The sequence below is a fragment of the Vogesella perlucida genome (assembly GCF_979366545.1).
The window spans coordinates 244,154-265,641 of sequence record NZ_CEETRO010000004.1 but is presented as its reverse complement, the minus strand read 5'-3'; the positions used below and the strand labels follow the sequence as shown (position 1 = coordinate 265,641).

Here is a 21,488-nt window from a genome sequence, read left to right as displayed (position 1 = left end):
ACGGCTTTCTTACAGGCCCCACAGGCCGCTAATACGGGCGTAACCCACGCTGCCGTCACGGTGCTTGACCTTGACCCAGCTGCTTTGCGGTGCTTCCTGCATATCCAGCACCAGGTCTTTTTCGGCCCAGAACAGCAGCTTGGCACTGTCTTGTGCGCTATCGCGTACCGCCAGTTTGTCGCTGGTCACCAGCAGCGTACGGCGCGCAGACAGGGCGGCAGACGGTATCCACGCGATGCCGCCGGTAGCGTCACGCACGCGCGACCAGTCTTTCTGCGCGGCCAGCACTTCTACCGGGTAGTAGCGGCTCACCACAAACAGCTTTTGTGCCGACAGGGTGGGCGCGTCGTACAGGGCCACACCGGTTTCTTTGACCGAGCGGAATTCCAGTGCAAAAGCCGTACCGGCCAGCGAGGCCAGTACGGCAGCAGCAACAATTAGGTGTCGCTTCATGAGGTTCAGGCGTTACCGGCTTCGGCCTGCTCTGCACGTTGCTGCATGTACAGGGCTTCGAAGTTGATCGGGGTCAGCAGTACTGGCGGGAAACCGGCGCGGCCAACCAGGTTGGACACGGTTTCGCGGGCGTACGGGAACAGGATGTTCGGGCAAGCCACACCCAGGATCGGGTCGATGTCTTCTGCGGGTACGTTGCGGATCTGGAAAATACCTGCCTGGCTGACTTCGCACAGGAACATGGTTTTATCGCCCAGTTTGGCGGTCACGGTGATGGTCAGCGACGATTCGAAGAAGCCGTCTTCCAGCTGCTGTGCGCCATTGGCCAGCTGCATGTCGATTTCTGGTTGTTCCTGCTCCAGAAAGATGGCGGGGGCGTTAGGGATTTCCAGCGACAGGTCTTTTACGTAGATTTTTTCGATGGAGAAAACCGGTTGCAGCTCTTGTTGTTCGCTCATTTTTTACGTCTCTATGGCACCAGGCAGGTGCGGGGTTGGAATCAGCTGTCATCATCGCATGAATAGATGACAGCGACGAGATACAGATCAATCTGCCAGCAGTACGTCCAGCTTGCCGGCACCATTCAGTGCCACCAGGTCGTCGCAGCCACCCACATGGGTGTCGCCAACGAAGATTTGCGGCACAGTGCGGCGACCGGTGATGCTCATCATTTTTTCACGCTCGGCCGGGTCCAGGTCGATGCGGATTTCCTTGATATCGCTCACGCCCTTGCTAGCCAGCAGCTGCTTGGCACGAATGCAGTAGGGGCACACTGCGGTGGTATACATGGTAACGGGTTTCATGGCGGTATCCGGTAAGGTTTGGGTCGATTATAAGCGTGTGCCGTGGCGGTGTGCTACCGCTCACGGTGCCAGTAGCAAGCTGGCCTGGTAACGGCGAATCACGTCGCCCACCGCGGCATCCAGCGCCGGGGTCAGCTCGCTGGCACGTGGCGAATTCACCACGGCCACAATCACCAGACGCTGGCCGGTGGGGGCCTGCCAGTAGCCGGCCAGGGCACGGGTATCGTCCAGCGTGCCGGTTTTCATGCGCAAGCTGCCGGCAAAGCTGCCAAGGCGCTTGCGCAGGGTGCCGTCTTCGCCCGCCAGCGGCAGGGTTGCGGCCAGCTCGGGGCCGTAGGGCCCGCGCGCAGCGTCGCGCAGTACCTCGCCCAGCAAGCGCGCACTGATACGCTCGCGCCGCGACAAGCCAGCGCCGTTTTCCAGCACCAGTGTATCTGCGGCCAACCCTTTGCTTTGCAAGAGGCTGCGCACCTGGGCGATGGCATCGTCCAGCGTGTTGCCGCTTTGTGGCTGTTGCACGCCCAAGGCCAGCAACACGCTGCGGGCCATGGTGTTATTGCTGTATTTGTTGACGTCGGCCAGCACATCGGTCAGCGGGTCGGACTCCTGCTGCAACAAAGTGCGCGCCCCCGCCGGTGCCGCGGCGACGCCCACGGCTGACGGCCCCTCCCCCCCCAGCCCGCGCCACAGCGCACGGAAGCTCTGGCTGGCAAAGCTGTTGATATCCAGCACGTTGACGTAGTTGGCCGCACCATCGCAGCCCTGCGGCAGCTTGCCGCTGACACGGATGGTGCGCTCTTCTACCGTCACCCTCACGTGCTGGCGCACGTCACCGCAGCCCGCGGCACTGCTGGCCTGCAGCTGGTTATCCAGCGCAAATTGCGGCAGCGGCGGGTCTAGCTGCACAGCAGGTTTGCCGCCATCAAAGCCATAGCGCAGCCAGGCCACTTTCAGGTTAAGCAAATGGGTATCCGGCGGCACGGTAAACACCCGGTCGGCGTCGCCGGCAAAGCCGTCGGCACTGCCAATATCGCTATAGGCGCGTTTATCCAGCAGCAGGCGGCCTTCTATGCGCTGCACACCGCGCAGGCGCAGCTGACGCAGCATTTCGGCCAGCCGCGGGCTATTCAGGCGCGGGTCGCCGCGGCCAACCCAATAAAGATCGCCGCGCAGCACGCCGTTTTCCAGCGGGGCATCGCTCTTGAACTCGGTTTTCCAGCGGAAGTTTGGCCCCAGGCGGTTTAGCGCGGCCCAGCTGGTAAGCAGCTTCATGGTTGAGGCCGGGTTGACCGGCGTATCGGCACGCCAGGCATCAAATACGCTGTCGTTTTCTACCGGTGCCGCCCAGATGGCCACTTCATTGGCGCGAAAGCCAGCTGGCACGGCGGCCTGGGCGCTGGCTGCGCAGAGCAATAACAGGGTCAGTGTGCGTTTCACTTAGAGCTCCAGTGGGTCGACATCCAGCGACCAGCGTAGCTGGCGCGATGCCTTGCGGGCCAGGGCCTCGATGGTGGGCAGGGCTGCCCGTAACCAGCCGTGCAAAGCTGCACGGGCGGTGGATTCCAGTGTGAGCTGGGCGCGCTCGCGCCCGGCCAGGCGTGCCATCAGTGCCGGGGCCGGGCCAAATGCGCTGATACCGTCCGGCGGCGTACCCAGCTGCAGCAGTACCGCCTGCAAAAACTGCTCGGCGTCGGCGTACAAGGGGGCATCGGCGCGCAGCAGTATCTGGTAGGCCGCAGGCGGGAAGCCTGCCTCGCGCCGCTCGGCCAGCTGGCTGGCGGCAAAACCGTCAAAATCGTGTTGCTGTAGCGCCAGGTAGAGCGGGTGGTCTGGCCACTGGGTCTGAATCACCACGTGGCCAGGCACGCCGGCACGGCCGGCGCGGCCGGCAACCTGCATCAGCTGCGCAAACAGGCGCTCGCTGGCGCGGAAGTCCGCCGAGTACAAACCGCCGTCGCTGCCCAGCACCACCACCAACGATAGCGCGCCGAAATCGTGCCCCTTGGCCAGCATCTGCGTACCCACCAGGATATCCACCTGGCCACTGTGTACGCGCTGGTAAATGCTGTCCCACGCCGCCTTGGTGCTGGTGCTGTCGCGGTCGATGCGCAAGATGCGCGCCTCGGGCAACAAGCGCTGCAGCGCCGCCTCCAGCCTTTGCGTGCCCTCGCCCAGCGGCTTGATATCCGGGTTGCCGCAATCCGGGCACTGCACGGGGATGCGCTGCTGCGCGCCGCAGTGGTGGCAGCGCAGCTGGCGGGCAGTCAGGTGTAGCACCATGCGGGCACTGCAATGACGGCAGGCGGATGTCCAGCCGCAGTCGGTACACGCCAGTACCGGCGAGTAACCGCGACGGTTGATGAACACCAGGCTCATCTCGCCCCGGGCCAGGCGCTGGCGCAGCGCCGCGATCACCTCTGGCGCCAGGCCATCGTCCAGCTTTTGCCGCCGCACGTCCAGCAGGCCGATCTGCGGCAGGCTGGCACCGTCGTGGGCACGCTGGTTCAGTACCAGCTTGCGGTAGCGCCCGGCTTCCACATTGGCCACGGTTTCCAGGCTGGGCGTGGCGCTGCCCAGCAGCACCGGCACCTGCTGCCGGTGCGCACGCCATACCGCCAGGTCGCGCGCGTGGTAACGCAGGCCGTCGTGCTGCTTGAACGAGCCATCGTGTTCCTCGTCCACAATCACCAGGCCCAGCTGCGGCAGCGGGGTAAATACCGCCAGGCGAGTGCCGATGACAATGCCAGCGCGGCCCTGCCAGGCATCCAGCCAGCCTTGCAGGCGCTCGCCATCGGACAGGCCGCTGTGCAGGCAGGCAATGCCGGTAGCGGGAAAGCGCCGGGCAAAGCGGTCGATCAGCTGCGGGGTCAGGTTGATTTCGGGAATGATCACCAGCACCTGGCGGCCTGCGGCCAACACCTGGGCAATCAGCTGCAGGTAGACCTCGGTTTTGCCGCTACCGGTAATGCCGTGCAGCAGAAACGCGGCAAAGCCGCCGAGCGCTGCTGCCACGGCCGCGCGTGCCACCTCTTGCTGGGCATTCAGCGGCAGCGCGCCTTCTATCCGCAGCGCGGCAGGCTGCCATGGCAGCACGGCAATATCGCCGCTAGCCAGGCCGGCTTTGAGGTAACTGCCTGCCTGAGGGTGCAGCTGGCGCAGGGTGTCACGGCTGAGCGGCTGCTGCAAAGCCTGCCATAGCAGGGTTTTGACGGTACTACGCGCTGGCGGCGGGCTGGCCAGCCCCTGCGCGCTGAGCTGGTAATAATGGTGGTCGGCCTGTTTGACCGGCCGAGCCTCGCGCAGGCTGGTAGGCAGGGCAGTAAACAAGGCCTGCCCCACGGGGTGCAGGTAGTAGCGGGCAGCAAACTGCACTTGTTCCAGCAACAAGGCCGGCAGTGGCGGCAGCTCGTCCAGCACCGCCAGTATGGGCTTGAGTTTGTCCGGCGCCACGGCGGGGGGCGGTATGCTGTTGTCGATAACGCCACACATCTCGCGTGGGCCAAAGGCTACTTTTACCCGGGTACCATCCGGCAGCGGGCTGTCATGCAGGTAGCTGAAGGCGGCGCGTAGCGGCACATCCAGCCACACACCCAGTATCACGTGCTCAGTCAAATGAACTCCCGTTTCCCCGCCAGGCCACGCCGGTATTGGCTTGGCGCAAGCTGTGCACAGATGCTGTGGATAACTTTGTGAACAAGCTGTAGTTCAGTACACCCGAAGGCCGCCAAACCGGCCTCTGCGTTAGATTGCACAAAAATTAATCTAAATATTTTATCTTTTAAAATCAGACGCTTACGTTTTTAGCGGTTTTTTTATCGCCAGCGCTTGACAGAAAGCTCACAAACTTATCGAGCGTGTGAATAAGTACAGGAACAACACTGCCCGCAGCTGTCAAGCCCCCTGCGCAAAGGGCGGCCAACAATAAAAAACGGCCACCGCATCATACGATGGCCGCCGGCAAAATGCAGTGTTGTTACAGGTGGTACTGGCGTGACAAACGGTGCACGGCGTCTACCAGCGCACCGGCGTGTGCCGGGTCGGCAAACTGCGAAATACCGTGGCCCAGGTTGAACACATGGCCGCTACCGTGGCCGTAAGCGGCCAGAATGCGCGCGGCTTCCGCCTCGATCGACGCCGGGCTGCCAAACAGCGCGTTCGGGTCGAAGTTACCCTGCAGCGCCACCTGCTCGCCCACGCGGGCACGCGCCAAGCCAATGTCGGTGGTCCAGTCCAGCCCCACGCAATCGGCACCGATACCGGCGATGGCTTCCAGCCACTGGCCGCCACCTTTGGTAAACACGATCACCGGTACGCGGCGGCCATCCACCTCGCGGGTCAGGCCGGCAATGATCTGCTGCATATAGGCCAGTGAGAACTCGCGGTAGGCCGCGTGGCTGAGTGCGCCACCCCAGGTATCAAAAATCTGCACGGCCTGCGCACCAGCAGCAATCTGGGCGTTCAGGTAGGCCGTTACCGACTGCGCAGTAATCTGCAAAATGCGGTGCAGCAGTTCCGGGCGGGCGTACAGCATGGCTTTCACGTGGCGGAAGTCAGCCGAGCCACCGCCTTCGATCATGTAGCAAGCCAGGGTAAACGGGCTGCCGGAGAAGCCGATCAGCGGCACGCGGCCATCCAGCGCACGGCGGATGCTGCTGACGGCATCAAACACATACTGCAGTTTTTCCAGCGGAGCCACTTCCAGCGCCTGGATGGCGGCTTCGTCGCGCAGCGTGCGCTCGAACTTGGGGCCTTCGCCTTCGGCAAAGTACAGGCCGAGGCCCATAGCGTCCGGCACGGTCAGGATGTCGGAAAACAGGATGGCCGCATCCAGCGGGAAGCGCTCCAGTGGCTGCAGAGTGACTTCGGTCGCGTAATCCGGGCTGGTACACAGACCCATGAAACTGCCCGCCTTGGCGCGGGTAGCGCGGTATTCCGGCAGGTAACGGCCAGCCTGGCGCATCATCCAGATCGGGGTGTAGTCAACCGGCTGCTTCAGCAGCGCGCGCAGGAAGGTGTCATTCTTGAGCTGTGTCATGTCGGCCTGAGTGAGTCTGATAAGTTGGCCGCATTATACCGCGCCCGCCCCGCCCCGTGCTTTGACATAAGTCGCCCCGTTGTGGACAAAACGCCGGCAACACCCTGCACCGGATTTATTGCCATTAGTAATGCGCTTGTGAGTGCCCACCCCGTGTGCTTAACTGGAACAGCTGTAATGCCTATTAAACAGACTTTAAAGGAATAGCACATGAATCAGACCGACATTTCGCAGTGGCAACAGGTACTGGGTACGTACGCCATCGACGTAGGCGTAAAACTGCTGGCCGCCATCCTGTTCTGGGTACTGGGCCGCTGGCTGATCGGCGTAGTGGGCAACCTGGTGCAACGCGCGCTGGCACGCCAGCATGTCGACGCTACCATCATGCGTTACATGGGCACCGTCATTAACGTTACCCTCAACATCATGCTGGTGGTCGGCATTCTGGGCTATTTCGGTATCCAGACCACCACCTTTGCCGCGCTGTTTGCCGCTGCCGGCGTGGCCATCGGCATGGCATGGTCCGGCCTGCTGTCCAACTTTGCGGCCGGCGTGTTCCTGATCGTGCTGCGCCCGATGAAGGCCGGTGACTTTGTGACCGCTGGTGGTGTGACCGGTACCGTGCGCGAAATCGGCCTGTTCACCACCGCGCTGAATACCCCGGACAACGTACTGACCATGGTGGGTAACAGCAAAATCCTGGGCGACACCCTGCAAAACTACAGCAGCAACCCGCACCGTCGTGTCGAGCTCAAGGCCCAGCTCTCCGGCCATGCCGATTTCCCGGCTGCCGTCGCCGTGCTGAAACAGCGCATTGCCACCATCCCCAATGTCCTAGCTACCCCAGCGGTAGAGGTGGAAATCCTGGAGTTCAACCTGGTGGGCCCGGTACTGGCAGTACGCCCGTACTGCCATAACGACCACTACTGGCAAGTGTATTTCGACACCAACAAAACCATCCGCGAAGCGCTGGGCGGCCAGGACTTCCCTGCGCCAATGCCGGCACAGCTGGTTTACGTCAAGCAATAAGCTGCAGCAAACCTGCCGGGGGCGCTGCGGCGGCTACCCGGCAGGCCAGCATGGCTTCACAAAACCGGACGGCATGCGCACAATGGTAAAAAACATGCCACCACGCCATGCACGCCCTCTTACGCCCTACCCTCCCCCTGCTGTGCCTGATGCTCGCCTTGTCAGGCTGTGCCCACAACAAGGCACGTGAAGAGGCCAGCCGAGCCACCGTTACCCTCAGCAGTGATGGCAAACGCCTGGTGTACAACGGCAAGATCAAAGCCAGTACGGTAGACGACGCGCTGGCGCTGTACCAGGCGGCCAACCCCAAACCCGACACGCTGGATATCTCCAGCCAGGGCGGCAGCCTGTACGATGGCATCCGCCTGGGCATGCTGGTCTACAAGCAGCAGCTAGACGTGCGCGTGTTTGGTGAATGCGCCTCGTCCTGCGCCAACTATATTTTCCCTGCCGGCAGAAACAAATACCTGCTGCCAAACAGCCGGCTGCTATGGCATGGCGGCATGCTGCAGGCAGACTGGCGTGCACGGATACAGCAACGCTACCCCGATGACGCCCAGGCCCGGCTGCGTGCCATCGAAGAAAACGACTGGATGCAGCAATACGAAGCGGCGTTTTTTCGCCAGATCGGTGTCAACCCGCTGTTAACGGTATGCGGCCAACACCCCGCCTGGCGCCAGCAGTTTCCCGATACGCACGGCTTTGACTACTCGCTGGAAGACCTGGCGCGCTTCGGGGTCAGCCATATCCACATGGTTGGCCGCAGCTGGCGGGCAGCCATTGGTGATAGCACCATCTTCCGCGCCAGCTACTGCGATAGCGCCCCGGCTATCAGCAACGAGCTCATCAAAAACGCCAGCCGTTATGAAGAAGACGACTAGCGCCGGCCAGGCGCCATGCACGCGCAGCGCCCCGGCTATCAGCCACGAGCTCATCAACAATGCCAGCCGTTACGAAGACAACGACTAGCACAGGCCAGGCGCCATGCACGCGCAGCGCCCTGGCCCGGCACGCAAGACAAAGCCACCCGCACGCGGGTGGCTTTGTTGTGGCCGTTACAGCAGGCTAGTCGTGTGCCTGGGCAACCTTTTGCCCGCTCAGCCGCGCCAGCAGGCGGCGGATGCGGCTACGCAGGCCATCCATATACGTGTACACCACCGGCACCACGATCAGCGTCAGCACGGTAGACGTAATCATGCCGCCGATAATGGCGTGCGCCATGGGGCGCTGTGTTTCCGAGCCCGCCCCGCTGGCCAGCGCCAGCGGCAGCATGCCAAAGATCATGGCCAGGCTGGTCATCATGATGGGGCGCAGCCGCACGCGGCCGGCCTCCACGATGGCATCCAGCCGCGACATGCCCTCGCGCCGGCTCTGGTTGATGAAGTCCACCAGCAAGATACCGTTCTTGGACGCCAGGCCCATCAGCATGATGATGCCGATCACCGAGAACATGTTCAGCGTGGAGCCAAACAGCAGCAGGGCCACAAACACGCCGACAAAGGCCAGCGGCAGCGCCACCATGATGGTGATGGGCAGGGTAAAGCTGCGGAACTGCGCCGCCAGAATCATGTAGATAAAGATCACCCCCATGGCCAGCGCCTGCACGGCGTAGCCCAGCGACTCCTGCATATCCTGGCGCTCGCCCTGCTGCGACAGAACCACGCCGGCCGGCAATGTCACCGCCTTCAGCGCCTTGTCGACATCGGCAAACACCTCGCCCGAGCTACGGCCGCTGATGTTGGCCGTGACACTGATCTCGCGCATCAGGTCGGTACGCTCGATCTGGCGCGGGCTAGTGGCCGGCACAATGCTGGCCACCTGCGACAGCGGCACCATCTGCGCCTCACCGGTGTCGGCACGCCGGCCGGGCACCATCAACACGTCCAGTAGCTCGGCGGCGCGTTCATCACGCGGGATCTGCAGCCGCACGCTGTAGTTTTCCCCGTCCGGCGCTTCCCAGGTGGTGGCGGTACTGCCACCCAGCAATACCGACAGCGTATTGCCCACGCGCGCCAGGTCTACCCCCAGCGTAGCGGCTGCGTCGCGGCGCAGCTGCACGTTGAGTGCCGGGTCGGCGTCGTTCAGGCTGGATTCCACATCGCTCACGCCCTTCACCTGCTTGATGGCCGCCATGATGTCGGCCGTGGCGCGCTGCAGGCTTTGCAAGTCGCTGCCGCGCACACCCAGGTTCACCGGTTTGCCCGGCGGGCCGTGCTGGCCGGTTTCCTGTACCGAATCCAGCTGGATGCCCGCTACCGGCTGCGCGGCACTGCGGGCGGCGGCCATCAGGGCAAACAGGTCACGCTCGCGCTCTTGCTTGTCACCGACATCTATCGACAGCTGGGCCTCGTTGCGGCCGGCACCAAAGCTGCCGCCGCCGATCTTGCTATCGATGGATTTCACCTCGGGCACCACGGCACGGATACGCTGCTCCACCTCGCGTGCCTTGCCTTCGGTGTACTCCAGCGTAGAGCCGGCGGCCGTTTTGAAGGTCAGGCGGAACTCGCCCTTGTCGGCGGCCGGCATGAACTCGCCACCGATAACGGGCACCAGCATGAAGCTGCCCACGGTCAGGGCCAGTGCACTGGCTACCACGGTTTTGCGGTGTGCCAGCGACCAGCGGATGGTGGCCACATAGCCATCGCCCAGGCGGTCCAGCGAGGCTTCGAACCAGTCCAGCATGCGGCCAACCGGCCCCTTGTGCTTGTCGCCGTGGCGGTGCGGGTCGTGCCAGATGGACGACAACATCGGGTCCAGCGTAAACGACACCAGCAGCGAAATCAGCACCGCTACCGTCACTGCCAGGCCAAACTGGTGGAAGAACTTGCCGATGATGCCGCCCATAAAGCCCACCGGCAGGAACACCGCCACAATGGTGAGCGTGGTGGCCAGCACCGCCAGACCGATCTCGTTGGTACCGTCCAGCGCCGCCTGAAAGTGCGTTTTACCCAGGTTGGCATGGCGCACGATGTTCTCGCGCACCACGATGGCGTCGTCGATCAGCAGGCCCACCGATAGCGACAGCGCCATCAGTGTCATCATGTTCAGGGTGAAGCCCATGGCCTGGATGGCAAACAGCGTGCCGATCATGGAGATGGGCAGCGTCAGGCCGGTAATCACCGTGCTGCGCCAGCTGCCCAGGAACAGGAACACAATCAGCACGGTGAGCGCTGCGCCTTCCAGCAGGGTTTTTTCTACCTCGTGCAGCGAGCCTTTTACCTCTTCCGACTTGTCGTAAGTCAGGCGCACGCTGGTACCCGCCGGAGCCTGCGGCTGGTATTCCGCCACAATGCGTTTCACGCCGTCGGCCACGCTCACCACATTGGCGCCACGCGCGGCGCGGATATCCAGGCCCACGCCAGGCTTGCCGTCGATCAGCGTAATGCTGTTGCGCTCGGCTTCGGCGTCGTCTACCTCGGCCACGTCGGCCAGGCGGATGTCACGGCCATCGCGGCTGGCAATCACCAGCGCACGGAAATCGTCCATGGTCTTGAGCTTGCCCGCCACCCGCACCGACAGCTCGTTACTCTGCGTGCTGACCTGGCCGGCCGGGTAGTCGCGGTTGGCCGTGGCGATGGCATCCGACACCTCGCTCACCGACAGGCCCAGCGCCTCCAGCCGGTATGGGTCCAGCTGTACGCGTACCTCGCGCTTGCTGCCGCCGACAATCTTCACCTCGCCCACGCCGGCTACGGTTTGCAGGCGCTTTTTCAGCACGTTTTCGGCCCAGGTGGACACGTCTCGCTGGCTGCTCTGCGCCGAGCTGAGCGTGTAGGACATCAGCGGGTCGTCGTTGGGGTTCATCTGCGAAATGGTGGGGGTATCCACTTCGCGCCGCAGGCTGCCCTGCACCGCGCCCACTTTATCGCGCACCTCTTGCAGACCCTGCGCGGCGTCGGTAGACAGCTCGAACTCCACCACCACCACCGAGCTGCCCTCAAACGAATAGGAACGGATGTGCTTGACGCCGTTGATGGTATTGACCGCTTCTTCGATAGGGCGGGTCACATCGCTTTCCACCACCTCGGGCGAGGCGCCCTGGTACGTGGTGGACACCACCGCTACCGGAAAGCGGATATCGGGGAACTCCTCTACCGGCAGGTTGCGCCAGGCAAACAGGCCCAGCACCGTGAGCAGCAACATCAGCACGGCGGCAAAGTAGGGGTTTTGTACACTGACGCGTGTCAGCCACATGGCCGTGTCTCCTTAAGGTTTGGGCAGGGTCACGGCATCTCCGGGCTTCACGCCCAGTAGCGCCGCCGCCAGGATGGTCTGCCCGGGGGCCACGCCTTGTACCGCCAGTACGCGCTCGCTATCCGAGCGCAGCACAATGCGCACCGGCTGTTTTACCAGCCGCCCGCCCTGCACCAGCATCACCCACGGGCTGGCGCTGTCGGCCTGCTGGACTGCGGCTTGCGGCAGGCGCACGGCGTCCAGCACCTCGCGCTGCACAATACCGCCCTTGGCAAACTGCCCGGCTTTCAGGCGGCCATCCTGGTTGGCCACACGCAGGTAAACGCTAAACGTCCGCGTGGCGGTGGCCGCTACCGGGTTGATGCGTACCAGCTCGCCACGGAACTCGCCGGCCAGCCCTTCTACCGTAAAGCGGGCAGCCTGGCCGGGCTGGAGCTTGCCGATGTCACGCGCCGGCATGTTGGCCGCGGCCTCCAGTACCGACAGGTCGGCAATGGCAAACAGCTTCTGGTTCTTGCTGGCTTGCTCGCCCGGCTGGGTACGCCGTGCATACACGGTGCCGGTCATGGGGGCGCGCACCTCGGTTTCACCCAGGCTGGTTTTGGCCCGCGCCAGCTGGCTGCGCCGCGCGGCCAGCTCGCCCACGCGAATCTGGTAGTCGTTGTCTATTTCGTCGAACGCCAGCTTGGAGATAAACCCCTGCTGGTACAGCTCGCGCTGTTTGTCCCGTTTGAGGCGGGCCAGCTTCAGCCGCGCTTCGTCGTTGGCCAGCTGGGCCTGCATTTCCAGGACGTTCTGGCGCAGCGCTTCGGCGTCGATGCGCGCCAGCAGCTGGCCTTTCTGTACGGCTTCGCCCTCGCGCACCAGCACGGCCAGCACGGTGCCTTCGCTTTGCGCGGCCACCTCGGCGCTGTTTAGCGGGTTCAGCGTGGCAGTAAACGGCAGCTGCTCGGCCACCGGCGCTACCGCCGTGACAAGCAAATCGGCCTGCGACAGCGCGCGGGCAGGGGTGGTGGCTGCCGCGGCACTGGCGGCCTTGGCAGCATCGGTATCGCTTTTATTGCAGGCGGTGCCCAGCACGGCCAGGCCCAGCAGCAGCATGGCGGCCCGGGGGCGGAGTGGATAGCTATGCATTACACAGTCCTTCAAGGCAGCTGCACCAGCAGACGCAGCCGGTTTGATCGGGTATTTCAGAGGTTGGCCGCAGGCTGCATGCCCCGCGGCAGCAGCAGCCACAGGCGGCCGCTCTGTTTCATGCGGCCTGCGTACAAGCCGGCTTCAGTACCAAAACCAAAGAAAAAGTCGGCACGGACACCGCCACGAATGGCGCCGCCGGTATCTTGCGCGTGCACCAGGCGGTTGAGCGGCCGGGGCGCACCGTCCAGCGGCCAGGTGGTAGACAGGTACACCGGTGCCCCCAGCGGGATATAGCGCGGGTCGACGGCCACGCTGTAGCCACCCAGCAATGGCACACCCATGGCCCCTAACGGGCCGTTGTTATCTGCCGGCAGCGTTTTGAAAAACACATAGCTGGGGTTGGCATTGAACAGCTCCTGCTTGCGCGCAGGGTTGGCCGCAATCCATTCCTTGATGCTTTGCATGGACACATCAGACAGCTTCATTTGGCCGTTATCCACCAGCCAGCGGCCAATGGACTTGTAACCATGGCCGTTTTGCTCGGCATAACCGGCGCGCACATAGCTGCCGTCTTCCAGCTGGATACGGCCGGAGCCCTGCACCTGCAGGAAAAACAGCTCGGTATCGTCCTCGGCCCAGGCCAGCACCGGCGCGGTGTTGATGCCCTTGCCGGCGTTGATTTCGGCACGAGTGTAATACGGCAGCAGGCGGCCGTTGTCGATACGGCCTTTCAGCGCGCGCGTGCGGCTATCCACCACAAAATCTTTCGGGTTCACCAGCACTTCGCCCGCGTCAGCGCGGGTTTTGCCGGGCACCACCTGCAGGCGGTTGCCAGCGCCCGGGCGGGCTACCAGCACGCTGGCCGCCAGCTGCGCGGCGCTGGCATCCAGCACGCGCAGGTCGGCTGGTACGCCGTACACGGCATAGGGTGTTTGCGCGGAGTACTGGTGGCTACCGGCCAGCAGTGGCTCGAAATAGCCGGTAATCAGGCCGTTGCCAGGCTCCACAATGCGCCACGGGGCAAAGCGCGCCTCATAAAAGCGGGTAATGGCCGGCAGGTTGGCCGCATCCAGCGTGGCGGCCTCGGCGCAGATATCTTTCCAGGCTGCCCTGCCCTGCAGGCTGCGGCAGCTCAGGCGCAGGCCTTCCAGGCTTTGCGACGCCATGCTCTGGCCCCAGTCGGGCAAGTCGGCAAAGCTGGCTGGCTGATAGCGCACGGTACCGCTCGCCGGGGGCGGGGTGGTGCTCAGGGTGGTACAGGCAGACAGGGCCAACAGCGCGGCCAACGGCAAGAGGTGCTTGAGCATGGTGTGGGTATGGGACAGCAGGGTCGGTAAGCGGGTTAGCGGTAGACAGCAGACCGGGCTGTGTCGACGAAGTTCAGATGGTAATGAACCGCCGGTCAGAAAGGCAAATGACAAATACCAGCCTGTCGCACTTTTCGCCCTGTCCGACAGCACAAGGGCCAGGCGATGGCCTGGCCCTTGTGCCGTGAAACGATCCGGGCTTAACGCGGCAGCGCGGCGTTCAGCGCCTTGAGAAACTCTGCCGAGTCCGGCTTGGTCAGCGAGCTGAACGCCGTCACGGTCTTGCCATCGGCCGAAATGATGTACTTGTAGAAGTTCCACTTGGGCGTGGTGCCGCTGGCCTCGGCCAGCGCCTGGTAGAACGGGTGGGCATCGCTGCCGCGCACATGTACCCGGCTGGCCATGGGGAAGCTCACGCCAAAATTGCTCTCGCAAAACTGGGCCACCTCGGCGTCCTTGTCCAGCTCCTGGTTAAAGTCGTCGCTGGGGAAGCCCACCACCACCGCACCCTTGGCCTGGTAGCTCTTCCACACGCTTTGCAGGCCTTTGTATTGCGGGGTAAAGCCGCACTGGCTGGCGGTATTCACCACGACCACGGCCTTGCCGCTGTAATCGCACAGGTTGATCTTGCCGCCCATCAGCGCGGGTACCTGATGGTTCAGCAGTGGCGGGCAGGCAGCCAGTGCGGCCAACGGTGCCGCCAGGCATAACAGGGCAAGGCGTGGTGTCATGGTGCAGCCTTTCAGTCTTGCTGCGCAGCCATCTCGGCGCGCACTTTGTCCATATCCAGGTCGCGGATGGCCTGGATCAGCTGGTCAAACTGGCCAGCCATCATTGCCCCCGCCTGATGAAACACCACGATACCGTCTTTCAGCGCCATCAGCGTGGGGATGGAGCGAATCTGGAAATGCCCGGCCAGCTCGCGCTCGGCTTCGGTATCGATTTTGGCAAACACGATATCCGGGTGCTTTTCGGCGGCAGCCTCGAACACCGGGCCGAACATCTTGCACGGGCCACACCATTCGGCCCAGAAATCCAGCATCACGATACCCTCGCGCTCGGCGTAGTCGTTGAAGGTATCGGCGGTAAGGTTGATATGGCTCATGCTTGTTTCCTGATCGGTTAAACGACGGCACTGCCGTCCACAGCCTGCAAGATGGCTACCTTTGCGGCCGAATACAAGCGCACGGAGATGGTATTTTTTTATCGGCTTGATAGCCAACAAGTGCAATGCTAACGTCCTGAGTCAAATGTTCACTTCACATTACGAACCATTCAGCACATAGCATCTTGACTAGCCGTTAGCGCCAACGAAAAAGCAAGGGAAATCGTCAGCATGATTAAGAAAATCAAACCTATCACATCATTGGTTTTGCTGATGTCTACGCAGGTAATGGCATCTCCTCAGTGCTGGGAGATTCATAACCTCCGAGGCACAGTGGCATTTGCCGATGAAAATTACAAATTCAGTCCTGATGGATTCAAAAACAAAGTCATCAGGGTTGTACTCAACGGGAAGCAGTCAACAATTACTGACTGGGAAGTCAATTGCCTAGAGGTTCCAGGAAATGCGGTGATGTGCATACAAGCCAAAGCAAGCAGCACTGCCATCGAAGTCTGGCGAATTGATCAACTCCGCCAGAAAGCAACTATGTCCAGAATTCGGACAGGCTTTGATATATACGACTCGGCAGGCACCTTCGTCGGCGATATCAAAGCATGTGATTCCTAGAACATCCTTTTGTTAGAGCAAGCATCTACCAAGACGTCCTTACACTTAGCTACTGCGCCCTTCCGATCAAGTTGGCCGCAACGGTCAATCTGCGGTCAACATTACCGTGACAGCTAAGCGTAGCATCAGGCGCGATGGGTGATGCGCCAGCACTGGTGGATTTTCTTGTTGCGGAAGTCTTCCGGCACCGACTGCGCGCTGATGTCGCGCACGGCGTAGTCGGCTACCAGGCGTTCGTCCAGCGTGAAGCTGCGCAGGTTATTGCTGAAGTACAGCACGCCGCCCGGTGCCAGCAGGCGCATGGCGCCGTCTACCAGCTTGAGCTGGTCGCGCTGTACGTCCAGCTCGTCCATCATTTTCTTGCTGTTGGAAAAACTCGGCGGGTCCATCACGATCAGGTCGAACTGCTTGCCGGCTACCCAGGCGTCTTCCAGGTACTGGAACACGTCGTCACGGATCAGCACGTGCTTGGCCAGGTCCAGGCCATTCAGCTCGAAGTTGCGGCGGCTCCAGGCCTGGTAGGTGTTGGACAGGTCGACCGTTTCGCTGGACACCGCACCGCCACTGGCGGCGTAGCAGGTAAAGCTGCCGGTGTAGGCAAACAGGTTGAGAAAGCGCTTGCCGGCGGCCTCGTCACGCACGCGGCGGCGGGTGTTCCGGTGGTCCAGAAACAGGCCGGTGTCCAGGTAGGCATCCAGGTTGACCCAGAAGCGCTGGCCTTGTTCTTCCACAATGAAGTCTTCGCCTTCGCGGCCGGTTTTTTCGTACTGGCTTTCGCCTTTCTGGCGGCGGCGGGTTTTCAGCGAGATCTGCCACAGCGGTACGCCGGTAACGTCGCAGATGGCCTGCTGCACGGCGGCGATCCAGGCCTGGTAGTCGGCGTCTTCGATCTGCCAGCCGGTGTCGTATTCCTGCAGGTGGATGCGGCTACCGTACAGGTCGATGATCAGCGGAAACTGCGGTACGTCACGGTCGTACAGGCGCCAGGCGTCCAGGCCGTTGCGGCGCGCCCATTTGCTGTAGTGCTTGTAATTTTTGGCCAGGCGGCCAGTGAAGGCCGATACGTCTACCATGAAAAACCTCTTTTGAAATGCAGCGCGCCGGAGGGCATCCGGCGCGGGGGAATGCGGGGTGGCCAGGGTTGGCCGCAGGCTAGCCTTGCTGCTGATAGTAGTTCACCAGCTTGCGGTACACCGGCTCGGGTACGTACTGGCGAATCATCTGCTCCCAGCCGGCGGGGCCCATCAGGCCTTTTACCATGGTAGACGATACCTCGGCATATTCACGCGGTGGCAGCAGGAAAATGGTGGTGATGTCGGCGTGCAGGTCAGAGTTGATGTAGCGCATGGTGCGCTCGTATTCGTAATCGCTGGCGGTACGGATGCCGCGCACGATGTAGTTGGCGTCGATGCTTTGCGCGTAGTTCACCAGAAACTGGTTTTCGAACACTTCCACCTTCAGCTTGGAAAAGCCGCGCGTCACGGCGCGCAGCATGTCCAGGCGCTCTTCCACATCGAAAGTGCAGCGCTTTTCCGGGTTCACCCCGATGGCCACCACCAGCTCGTCGAACAGGTCGACGGCTTCGCGGATCATCCACAGATGACCATTGGTGACCGGGTCGAAACTACCGGCGTAGACAGCTCGCTTCAATTGACGCTTTCCTTTGTGGGTATGAGGCATGGCGGAATGTATCCTGCTTGAACAGGGGGGAACAAGGCATTTATTGCTGCACTGCAGTAAAAAAGCGCCGCCGCGGTGTTTTCACCACGGCGGCGCCATTTTAACGCAGGCAGGTCAAGCGTTGATGGTTTCTGCGTGGTGGCAGGCGACTTCGCGCCCCAACAGGGTGCGCAGCTGCGGTACGTCCTGGCTGCACTGCGCCGTGGCATACGGGCAGCGCTTGTGGAAAGCGCAGCCCGTAGGCGGGTTCAGCGGGCTGGGCAGCTCGCCCTGGATCTTGATCTTCACGCGGCGGTCTTCTTCGTGAATGGACGGCGTGGCCGACAGCAGCGCTTGCGTGTACGGGTGCAGCGGCTTGTCGTAGATCGCCTCCTTGGTGCCCACTTCTACTGCGCGGCCCAGGTACATCACCATCAGGTCGTCGGCCACGTGCTCTACCACGGCCAGGTTGTGCGAGATGAACACGTAAGCGGTGTTGAACTCGTCCTGCAGGTCCATGAACAGGTTCAGTACTTGTGCCTGGATGGAGACGTCCAGCGCCGAGGTGGGCTCGTCGGCCACCACGATCTGCGGCTGCAGCATCATGGCGCGGGCGATGGCGATACGCTGGCGCTGGCCACCGGAGAACATATGCGGGTAGCGGTAGTAGTGCTCGGGGCGCAGACCGACGCGCTGCATCATGGCGCGTACTTTTTCCTCACGCTCTTTGGCGCTCAGCTTGGTGTTGATGAGCAGCGGCTCGCCCAGCTGGTCGCCGATTTTCTGGCGCGGGTTCAGCGAGGCGTACGGGTTCTGGAACACCATCTGCACCTTGCTGCGCAGCGCCTTGAGCTCGGCTTTGCTGGCCTTGGCAATATCTACGCCTTCCAGCACCAGGGAACCGGCAGTGGGGGCTTCGATCAGCGTGAGCTGGCGTGCCAGCGTGGACTTGCCGCAGCCGGATTCGCCCACCACGGCCAGCGTTTTGCCGGCTTTCAGTTCGAACGAGACGCCGTTCAGCGCCTTGACCATGGCCTTGGGCTTCAAAAAGCCCTGCGAGACTTCGTAGTGACGGGTCAGGTCGCGAGCCTGCATGACGGTATGGCTCATGAGGCCTCCTTATCGAACAGCGGGTAGAAGCAACGCACGGCGCCGTGCTGGTGCGGGGTAATGGCCGGGCGCTCGTCACGGCAGCGCGGCTGCACGTGCGGGCAACGCGGGCTCAGCAGGCAGCCTTTGGGGCGGTCGTACTGGCCGGGCACAATGCCGGGCAGCGTGGACAGGCGATGCGCACCCTTGCTGTGCTCGGGAATGGACGACAACAGCGCATGGGTGTACGGGTGCACTGGCTGGCGGAACAGCTGCGGCACCACGCCTTCTTCGGCCACCTGGCCGGCGTACATGACGGCCACGCGGTGCGCCACTTCGGCGATGACCGCCAGATCGTGAGTGATCATCAGCAGCGCCATATTGCGCTCTTTTTGCAGGTTCACCAGCAGGTCCATGATCTGGGCCTGGATGGTCACGTCCAGCGCGGTGGTGGGCTCGTCGGCGATCAGCAGCTTGGGGTTACAGGCCAAGGCCACGGCAATCATCACGCGCTGGCTCATACCGCCGGACAGCTGGTGCGGGTAGGCTTCCAGCCGGCTCTTGGGTGCGGGGATTTCTACCAGCTCCATCAGCTCCAGCGCACGGGCTTTCAGCTCGGCGCCGCGCAGGCCCTGGTGGACTTTCAGTACCTCCATGATCTGGTAACCCACGGTGTAGCTGGGGTTGAGCGAGGTCATCGGGTCCTGGAAGATCATGGCAATGTCTTTGCCCACGATCTTGCGGCGCTCTTTGGCACTGATGGTCAGCAGGTTTTTACCGTCGAATTCCAGCTGGTCAGCCACGATGCGGCCCTGGCCTTCCAACAGGCCCATCATGGCCATCATGGTCACCGATTTGCCCGAGCCGGATTCGCCGACAATGCCCACGATCTCGCCCTGGTTGACGGTCAGGTCCAGGCCTTCTACTGCGCGGAAAGGGTTGGCCGCATGGCCAAACTCTACCGACAGGTTCTTGATTTGCAACAGACTCATGATTTCCCCTTACGCCGCGCGCTTCATTTTCGGGTCCAGCGCGTCACGCAGGCCATCACCCATCAGGTTGATCGATAGCACGGCCAGCAGAATGGTGAGGCCAGGCATCAGCACGACCCACCAGGCGCTGGTCATGTAATCCCGTGCGCTGGACAGCATGGTGCCCCACTCCGGGGTAGGCGGCTGTACGCCCATGCCCAGGAAGCCCAGTGCCGAGATTTCCAGAATGGCGGCCGAGAAGCTCATGGTGGCATGCACGATCAGCGGTGCCATGCAGTTGGGCAGCACGGTGACAAACATCAGGCGCAGCAGGCCGGCGCCGGATACCCGGGCAGCGGTCACGTAGTCGCGGTTCAGCTCGGTCATGGCCGAGGCACGTGTCAGGCGCACATAGCCGGGCAGGCCCACCACGGCAATAGCGATCATGGCGTTCACCAGGCCAGGCCCCAGAATGGCCATGATGGCGATGGCCAGCAGCAGCGACGGCAGCGCCATCATGATGTCCATCAGGCGCATGATCAGGCCGCCCATGACTTTGGGGAAAAACGCGGCCAACAGGCCCAGGATCACGCCCGGTACCAGCGACAGCAATACCGAGATCAGGCTGATCAGCAGCGACATCTGCGCACCGTGGAACAGGCGCGCCATGATGTCGCGGCCCAGCTCGTCGGTACCCAGCAGGAACTGGCTGCTGCCACCTTGCGCCCACGATGGCGGGGTCAGCAGGTGGTCGCGGTACTGCTCCAGCGGGTCGTGCGGCGAAATCAGGCCGGCAAACAGTGCACAGAACAGCACGATGGACATAAAGACCAGGCCGGCTACCGCGCCCTTGTTCTGGCTGAAGCTTTGCCAGAATTCCTTGAAGGGCGACGGGTAGGTCAGTGCCGGGTCATCGTTGGCCGCAAGCTGCGGCGATGTATTCACATTAGCCATGTTTCTACCTGCTTATTTGGCGTGACGGATGCGCGGGTTGGCGATGCCGTACAGGATGTCAACGACGAAATTGGTGAGGATCACCAACGTGGCCACAATCAGGATGCCGTTTTGCACCACCGGGTAATCGCGGCGGCCAATGGCCTCAATCAGCCATTTGCCGATGCCCGGCCAGGAGAAAATGGTTTCCGTCAGCACCGCACCACCCATCAGCGTGCCTACTTGCAGGCCGATCACGGTCAGCACCGGAATCAGCGCATTACGCAGGGTGTGGATAAAGATCACGCGGGCTGGCGACAGGCCTTTGGCGCGGGCGGTACGCACGTAGTCTTCGCGCAGCACTTCCAGCATGGACGAGCGCGTCATCCGGGCAATGGTGGCCAGCGGAATGGTACCCAACACGATGGTGGGCAGGATCAGGTGCATCACCGCGTCCTTGAAGGCGCCAGTGTTCAGGTCAGGGTCCAGCGCCTCGGCACGCCAGGCATCAATCAGCATGAAGCCGGTTTGCGGCTGCACGTCAAACATCAGGTCGATACGGCCCGATACCGGTGTCCAACCCAGAAATACCGAGAAGAACATCACGGCCAGCAGGCCCCACACGAAGATCGGCATCGAGAAGCCGGTCAGGGACAAGCCCATTACGCCGTGGTCGAACATGGAACCACGCTTGATGGCGGCCACCACGCCGGCCAGCAGGCCAAAGACCGTGGCAAACACCAGCGCACAGAGCGCCAGCTCCAGCGTAGCGGGGAACAGGGTCGTGAACTCTTTCCATACGCTTTCCTGGGTCTTGAGCGACGCGCCCAGATCACCGTGGAACAGCTTGGAAACGTAGTCGAAATATTGTACGTACAGCGGCTGGTCCAGGCCCAGACGCTTCATGGCCGCGGCGTGCATCACCGGGTCCAGCGTGCGCTCGCCGACCATGACTTCGATGGGGTCACCAGGAATCATGCGGATAAGCGCAAAAGTAATCAGCGTAATGCCGAAGAAGGTGGGGATCAGTACACCCAGCCTGCGCAGAATGAATGAAAACATGTTGAATGAGTCTCCCGTGCATGCCCTTGTGAGGCACGACGCGTACAGCCAGAAAACGCAGACAAACGGGAAACTATCAGCAGA

Annotated in this window: 20 protein-coding genes; 3 read left to right on the top strand and 17 right to left on the bottom strand. The window is 62.4% G+C overall.

All coding sequences use genetic code 11. The features are described 5' to 3' along the window. Positions 1 to 9 precede the first annotated feature (9 nt). The 6 genes from ACZ9XP_RS07920 to hemE form a co-directional block, all read right to left on the bottom strand. Positions 10 to 453 (bottom strand): SH3 domain-containing protein, encoded by a 444-nt coding sequence (locus ACZ9XP_RS07920; RefSeq protein WP_147682643.1) that lies wholly within the window; start codon positions 451 to 453, stop codon positions 10 to 12. 5 nt (positions 454 to 458) lie between these two features. After that, a complete protein-coding gene (gene secB, locus ACZ9XP_RS07915; protein ID WP_147682641.1) occupies positions 459 to 911 on the bottom strand; it encodes a protein-export chaperone SecB in 453 nt (150 codons plus the stop codon). Between the two features lie 87 nt (positions 912 to 998). Continuing rightward, a complete protein-coding gene (gene grxC, locus ACZ9XP_RS07910; RefSeq protein WP_026107825.1) occupies positions 999 to 1,256 on the bottom strand; it encodes a glutaredoxin 3 in 258 nt (85 codons plus the stop codon). 60 nt (positions 1,257 to 1,316) lie between these two features. After that, positions 1,317 to 2,693 carry a D-alanyl-D-alanine carboxypeptidase/D-alanyl-D-alanine endopeptidase gene (gene dacB / locus ACZ9XP_RS07905; RefSeq protein ID WP_147682639.1) on the bottom strand — a complete coding sequence of 459 codons (1,377 nt, stop codon included), beginning with the start codon at positions 2,691 to 2,693 and terminating at the stop codon, positions 1,317 to 1,319. After that, complete coding sequence (locus tag ACZ9XP_RS07900; RefSeq protein ID WP_147682637.1) at positions 2,694 to 4,868, bottom strand: primosomal protein N'; 2,175 nt, start codon at positions 4,866 to 4,868, stop codon at positions 2,694 to 2,696. 361 nt (positions 4,869 to 5,229) lie between these two features. After that, positions 5,230 to 6,291 carry a uroporphyrinogen decarboxylase gene (gene hemE / locus ACZ9XP_RS07895; RefSeq protein ID WP_438698309.1) on the bottom strand — a complete coding sequence of 354 codons (1,062 nt, stop codon included), beginning with the start codon at positions 6,289 to 6,291 and terminating at the stop codon, positions 5,230 to 5,232. A gap of 210 nt (positions 6,292 to 6,501) precedes the next feature. On the opposite strand from hemE, the gene ACZ9XP_RS07890 reads away from it, so the two are divergent. Both ACZ9XP_RS07890 and ACZ9XP_RS07885 read left to right on the top strand, forming a co-directional pair. Next, positions 6,502 to 7,320, top strand: a complete 819-nt coding sequence (locus tag ACZ9XP_RS07890) for a mechanosensitive ion channel family protein (protein WP_147682633.1) — start codon at positions 6,502 to 6,504, stop codon at positions 7,318 to 7,320. A 107-nt stretch (positions 7,321 to 7,427) separates the two neighbouring features. Then, positions 7,428 to 8,201 (top strand): hypothetical protein, encoded by a 774-nt coding sequence (locus tag ACZ9XP_RS07885; protein WP_147682630.1) that lies wholly within the window; start codon positions 7,428 to 7,430, stop codon positions 8,199 to 8,201. A 184-nt stretch (positions 8,202 to 8,385) separates the two neighbouring features. Here ACZ9XP_RS07885 and ACZ9XP_RS07880 read toward each other — a convergent pair whose 3' ends face one another. The 5 genes from ACZ9XP_RS07880 to trxA form a co-directional block, all read right to left on the bottom strand. Then, a complete protein-coding gene (locus ACZ9XP_RS07880; RefSeq protein WP_465188236.1) occupies positions 8,386 to 11,514 on the bottom strand; it encodes an efflux RND transporter permease subunit in 3,129 nt (1,042 codons plus the stop codon). A 12-nt stretch (positions 11,515 to 11,526) separates the two neighbouring features. Further along, positions 11,527 to 12,648 (bottom strand): efflux RND transporter periplasmic adaptor subunit, encoded by a 1,122-nt coding sequence (locus tag ACZ9XP_RS07875; protein ID WP_170253520.1) that lies wholly within the window; start codon positions 12,646 to 12,648, stop codon positions 11,527 to 11,529. 56 nt (positions 12,649 to 12,704) lie between these two features. After that, positions 12,705 to 13,958 carry an MltA domain-containing protein gene (gene mltA, locus ACZ9XP_RS07870; RefSeq protein ID WP_147682626.1) on the bottom strand — a complete coding sequence of 418 codons (1,254 nt, stop codon included), beginning with the start codon at positions 13,956 to 13,958 and terminating at the stop codon, positions 12,705 to 12,707. Between the two features lie 200 nt (positions 13,959 to 14,158). After that, a complete protein-coding gene (locus ACZ9XP_RS07865; RefSeq protein ID WP_147682624.1) occupies positions 14,159 to 14,689 on the bottom strand; it encodes a glutathione peroxidase in 531 nt (176 codons plus the stop codon). Positions 14,690 to 14,700: 11 nt separating this feature from the next. Then, a complete protein-coding gene (trxA, locus tag ACZ9XP_RS07860; protein WP_147682622.1) occupies positions 14,701 to 15,063 on the bottom strand; it encodes a thioredoxin in 363 nt (120 codons plus the stop codon). A gap of 231 nt (positions 15,064 to 15,294) precedes the next feature. On the opposite strand from trxA, the gene ACZ9XP_RS07855 reads away from it, so the two are divergent. Continuing rightward, the gene (locus ACZ9XP_RS07855) at positions 15,295 to 15,690 is read left to right on the top strand and encodes a hypothetical protein (RefSeq protein ID WP_147682620.1); all 396 of its coding nucleotides are present in this window, start codon (positions 15,295 to 15,297) and stop codon (positions 15,688 to 15,690) included. Between the two features lie 125 nt (positions 15,691 to 15,815). On the opposite strand, the gene ACZ9XP_RS07850 is transcribed toward ACZ9XP_RS07855, so the two are convergent. The 6 genes from ACZ9XP_RS07850 to ACZ9XP_RS07825 all read right to left on the bottom strand — a co-directional run bounded on the left by ACZ9XP_RS07850 (position 15,816) and on the right by ACZ9XP_RS07825 (position 21,404). Continuing rightward, positions 15,816 to 16,763, bottom strand: a complete 948-nt coding sequence (locus ACZ9XP_RS07850; protein WP_147682617.1) for a class I SAM-dependent methyltransferase — start codon at positions 16,761 to 16,763, stop codon at positions 15,816 to 15,818. Positions 16,764 to 16,842: 79 nt separating this feature from the next. After that, positions 16,843 to 17,370, bottom strand: a complete 528-nt coding sequence (coaD, locus tag ACZ9XP_RS07845; protein WP_147682615.1) for a pantetheine-phosphate adenylyltransferase — start codon at positions 17,368 to 17,370, stop codon at positions 16,843 to 16,845. A 114-nt stretch (positions 17,371 to 17,484) separates the two neighbouring features. Beyond that, positions 17,485 to 18,459, bottom strand: a complete 975-nt coding sequence (locus ACZ9XP_RS07840; protein WP_147682613.1) for a peptide ABC transporter ATP-binding protein — start codon at positions 18,457 to 18,459, stop codon at positions 17,485 to 17,487. Continuing rightward, the gene (locus tag ACZ9XP_RS07835; protein ID WP_147682611.1) at positions 18,456 to 19,430 is read right to left on the bottom strand and encodes an oligopeptide/dipeptide ABC transporter ATP-binding protein; all 975 of its coding nucleotides are present in this window, start codon (positions 19,428 to 19,430) and stop codon (positions 18,456 to 18,458) included. The genes ACZ9XP_RS07840 and ACZ9XP_RS07835 overlap by 4 nt, the downstream gene beginning before the upstream one ends. A gap of 9 nt (positions 19,431 to 19,439) precedes the next feature. Beyond that, the gene (locus ACZ9XP_RS07830) at positions 19,440 to 20,363 is read right to left on the bottom strand and encodes an ABC transporter permease subunit (protein ID WP_017508204.1); all 924 of its coding nucleotides are present in this window, start codon (positions 20,361 to 20,363) and stop codon (positions 19,440 to 19,442) included. 12 nt (positions 20,364 to 20,375) lie between these two features. Then, positions 20,376 to 21,404: an ABC transporter permease subunit gene (locus tag ACZ9XP_RS07825; protein WP_147682608.1), complete on the bottom strand. Its 1,029-nt coding sequence runs from the start codon at positions 21,402 to 21,404 to the stop codon at positions 20,376 to 20,378. Between the last annotated feature and the right edge of the window lie 84 nt (positions 21,405 to 21,488).

Excerpts from the sequence above, each read along its gene's own strand:
- ACZ9XP_RS07920 (WP_147682643.1), bottom strand. The coding sequence starts at position 453 with ATGAAGCGACACCTAATTGTTGCTGCTGCCGTACTGGCCTCGCTGGCC.
- coaD (WP_147682615.1), bottom strand. The coding sequence starts at position 17,370 with ATGCCTCATACCCACAAAGGAAAGCGTCAATTGAAGCGAGCTGTCTAC.
- ACZ9XP_RS07875 (WP_170253520.1), bottom strand. The coding sequence starts at position 12,648 with ATGCATAGCTATCCACTCCGCCCCCGGGCCGCCATGCTGCTGCTGGGC.
- secB (WP_147682641.1), bottom strand. The coding sequence starts at position 911 with ATGAGCGAACAACAAGAGCTGCAACCGGTTTTCTCCATCGAAAAAATC.
- ACZ9XP_RS07865 (WP_147682624.1), bottom strand. The coding sequence starts at position 14,689 with ATGACACCACGCCTTGCCCTGTTATGCCTGGCGGCACCGTTGGCCGCA.
- ACZ9XP_RS07835 (WP_147682611.1), bottom strand. The coding sequence starts at position 19,430 with ATGAGTCTGTTGCAAATCAAGAACCTGTCGGTAGAGTTTGGCCATGCG.
- ACZ9XP_RS07825 (WP_147682608.1), bottom strand. The coding sequence starts at position 21,404 with ATGTTTTCATTCATTCTGCGCAGGCTGGGTGTACTGATCCCCACCTTC.
- ACZ9XP_RS07850 (WP_147682617.1), bottom strand. The coding sequence starts at position 16,763 with ATGGTAGACGTATCGGCCTTCACTGGCCGCCTGGCCAAAAATTACAAG.
- grxC (WP_026107825.1), bottom strand. The coding sequence starts at position 1,256 with ATGAAACCCGTTACCATGTATACCACCGCAGTGTGCCCCTACTGCATT.
- ACZ9XP_RS07885 (WP_147682630.1), top strand. The coding sequence starts at position 7,428 with ATGCACGCCCTCTTACGCCCTACCCTCCCCCTGCTGTGCCTGATGCTC.
- ACZ9XP_RS07880 (WP_465188236.1), bottom strand. The coding sequence starts at position 11,514 with ATGTGGCTGACACGCGTCAGTGTACAAAACCCCTACTTTGCCGCCGTG.
- hemE (WP_438698309.1), bottom strand. The coding sequence starts at position 6,291 with ATGACACAGCTCAAGAATGACACCTTCCTGCGCGCGCTGCTGAAGCAG.
- mltA (WP_147682626.1), bottom strand. The coding sequence starts at position 13,958 with ATGCTCAAGCACCTCTTGCCGTTGGCCGCGCTGTTGGCCCTGTCTGCC.
- ACZ9XP_RS07840 (WP_147682613.1), bottom strand. The coding sequence starts at position 18,459 with ATGAGCCATACCGTCATGCAGGCTCGCGACCTGACCCGTCACTACGAA.
- ACZ9XP_RS07890 (WP_147682633.1), top strand. The coding sequence starts at position 6,502 with ATGAATCAGACCGACATTTCGCAGTGGCAACAGGTACTGGGTACGTAC.
- ACZ9XP_RS07855 (WP_147682620.1), top strand. The coding sequence starts at position 15,295 with ATGATTAAGAAAATCAAACCTATCACATCATTGGTTTTGCTGATGTCT.
- trxA (WP_147682622.1), bottom strand. The coding sequence starts at position 15,063 with ATGAGCCATATCAACCTTACCGCCGATACCTTCAACGACTACGCCGAG.
- ACZ9XP_RS07830 (WP_017508204.1), bottom strand. The coding sequence starts at position 20,363 with ATGGCTAATGTGAATACATCGCCGCAGCTTGCGGCCAACGATGACCCG.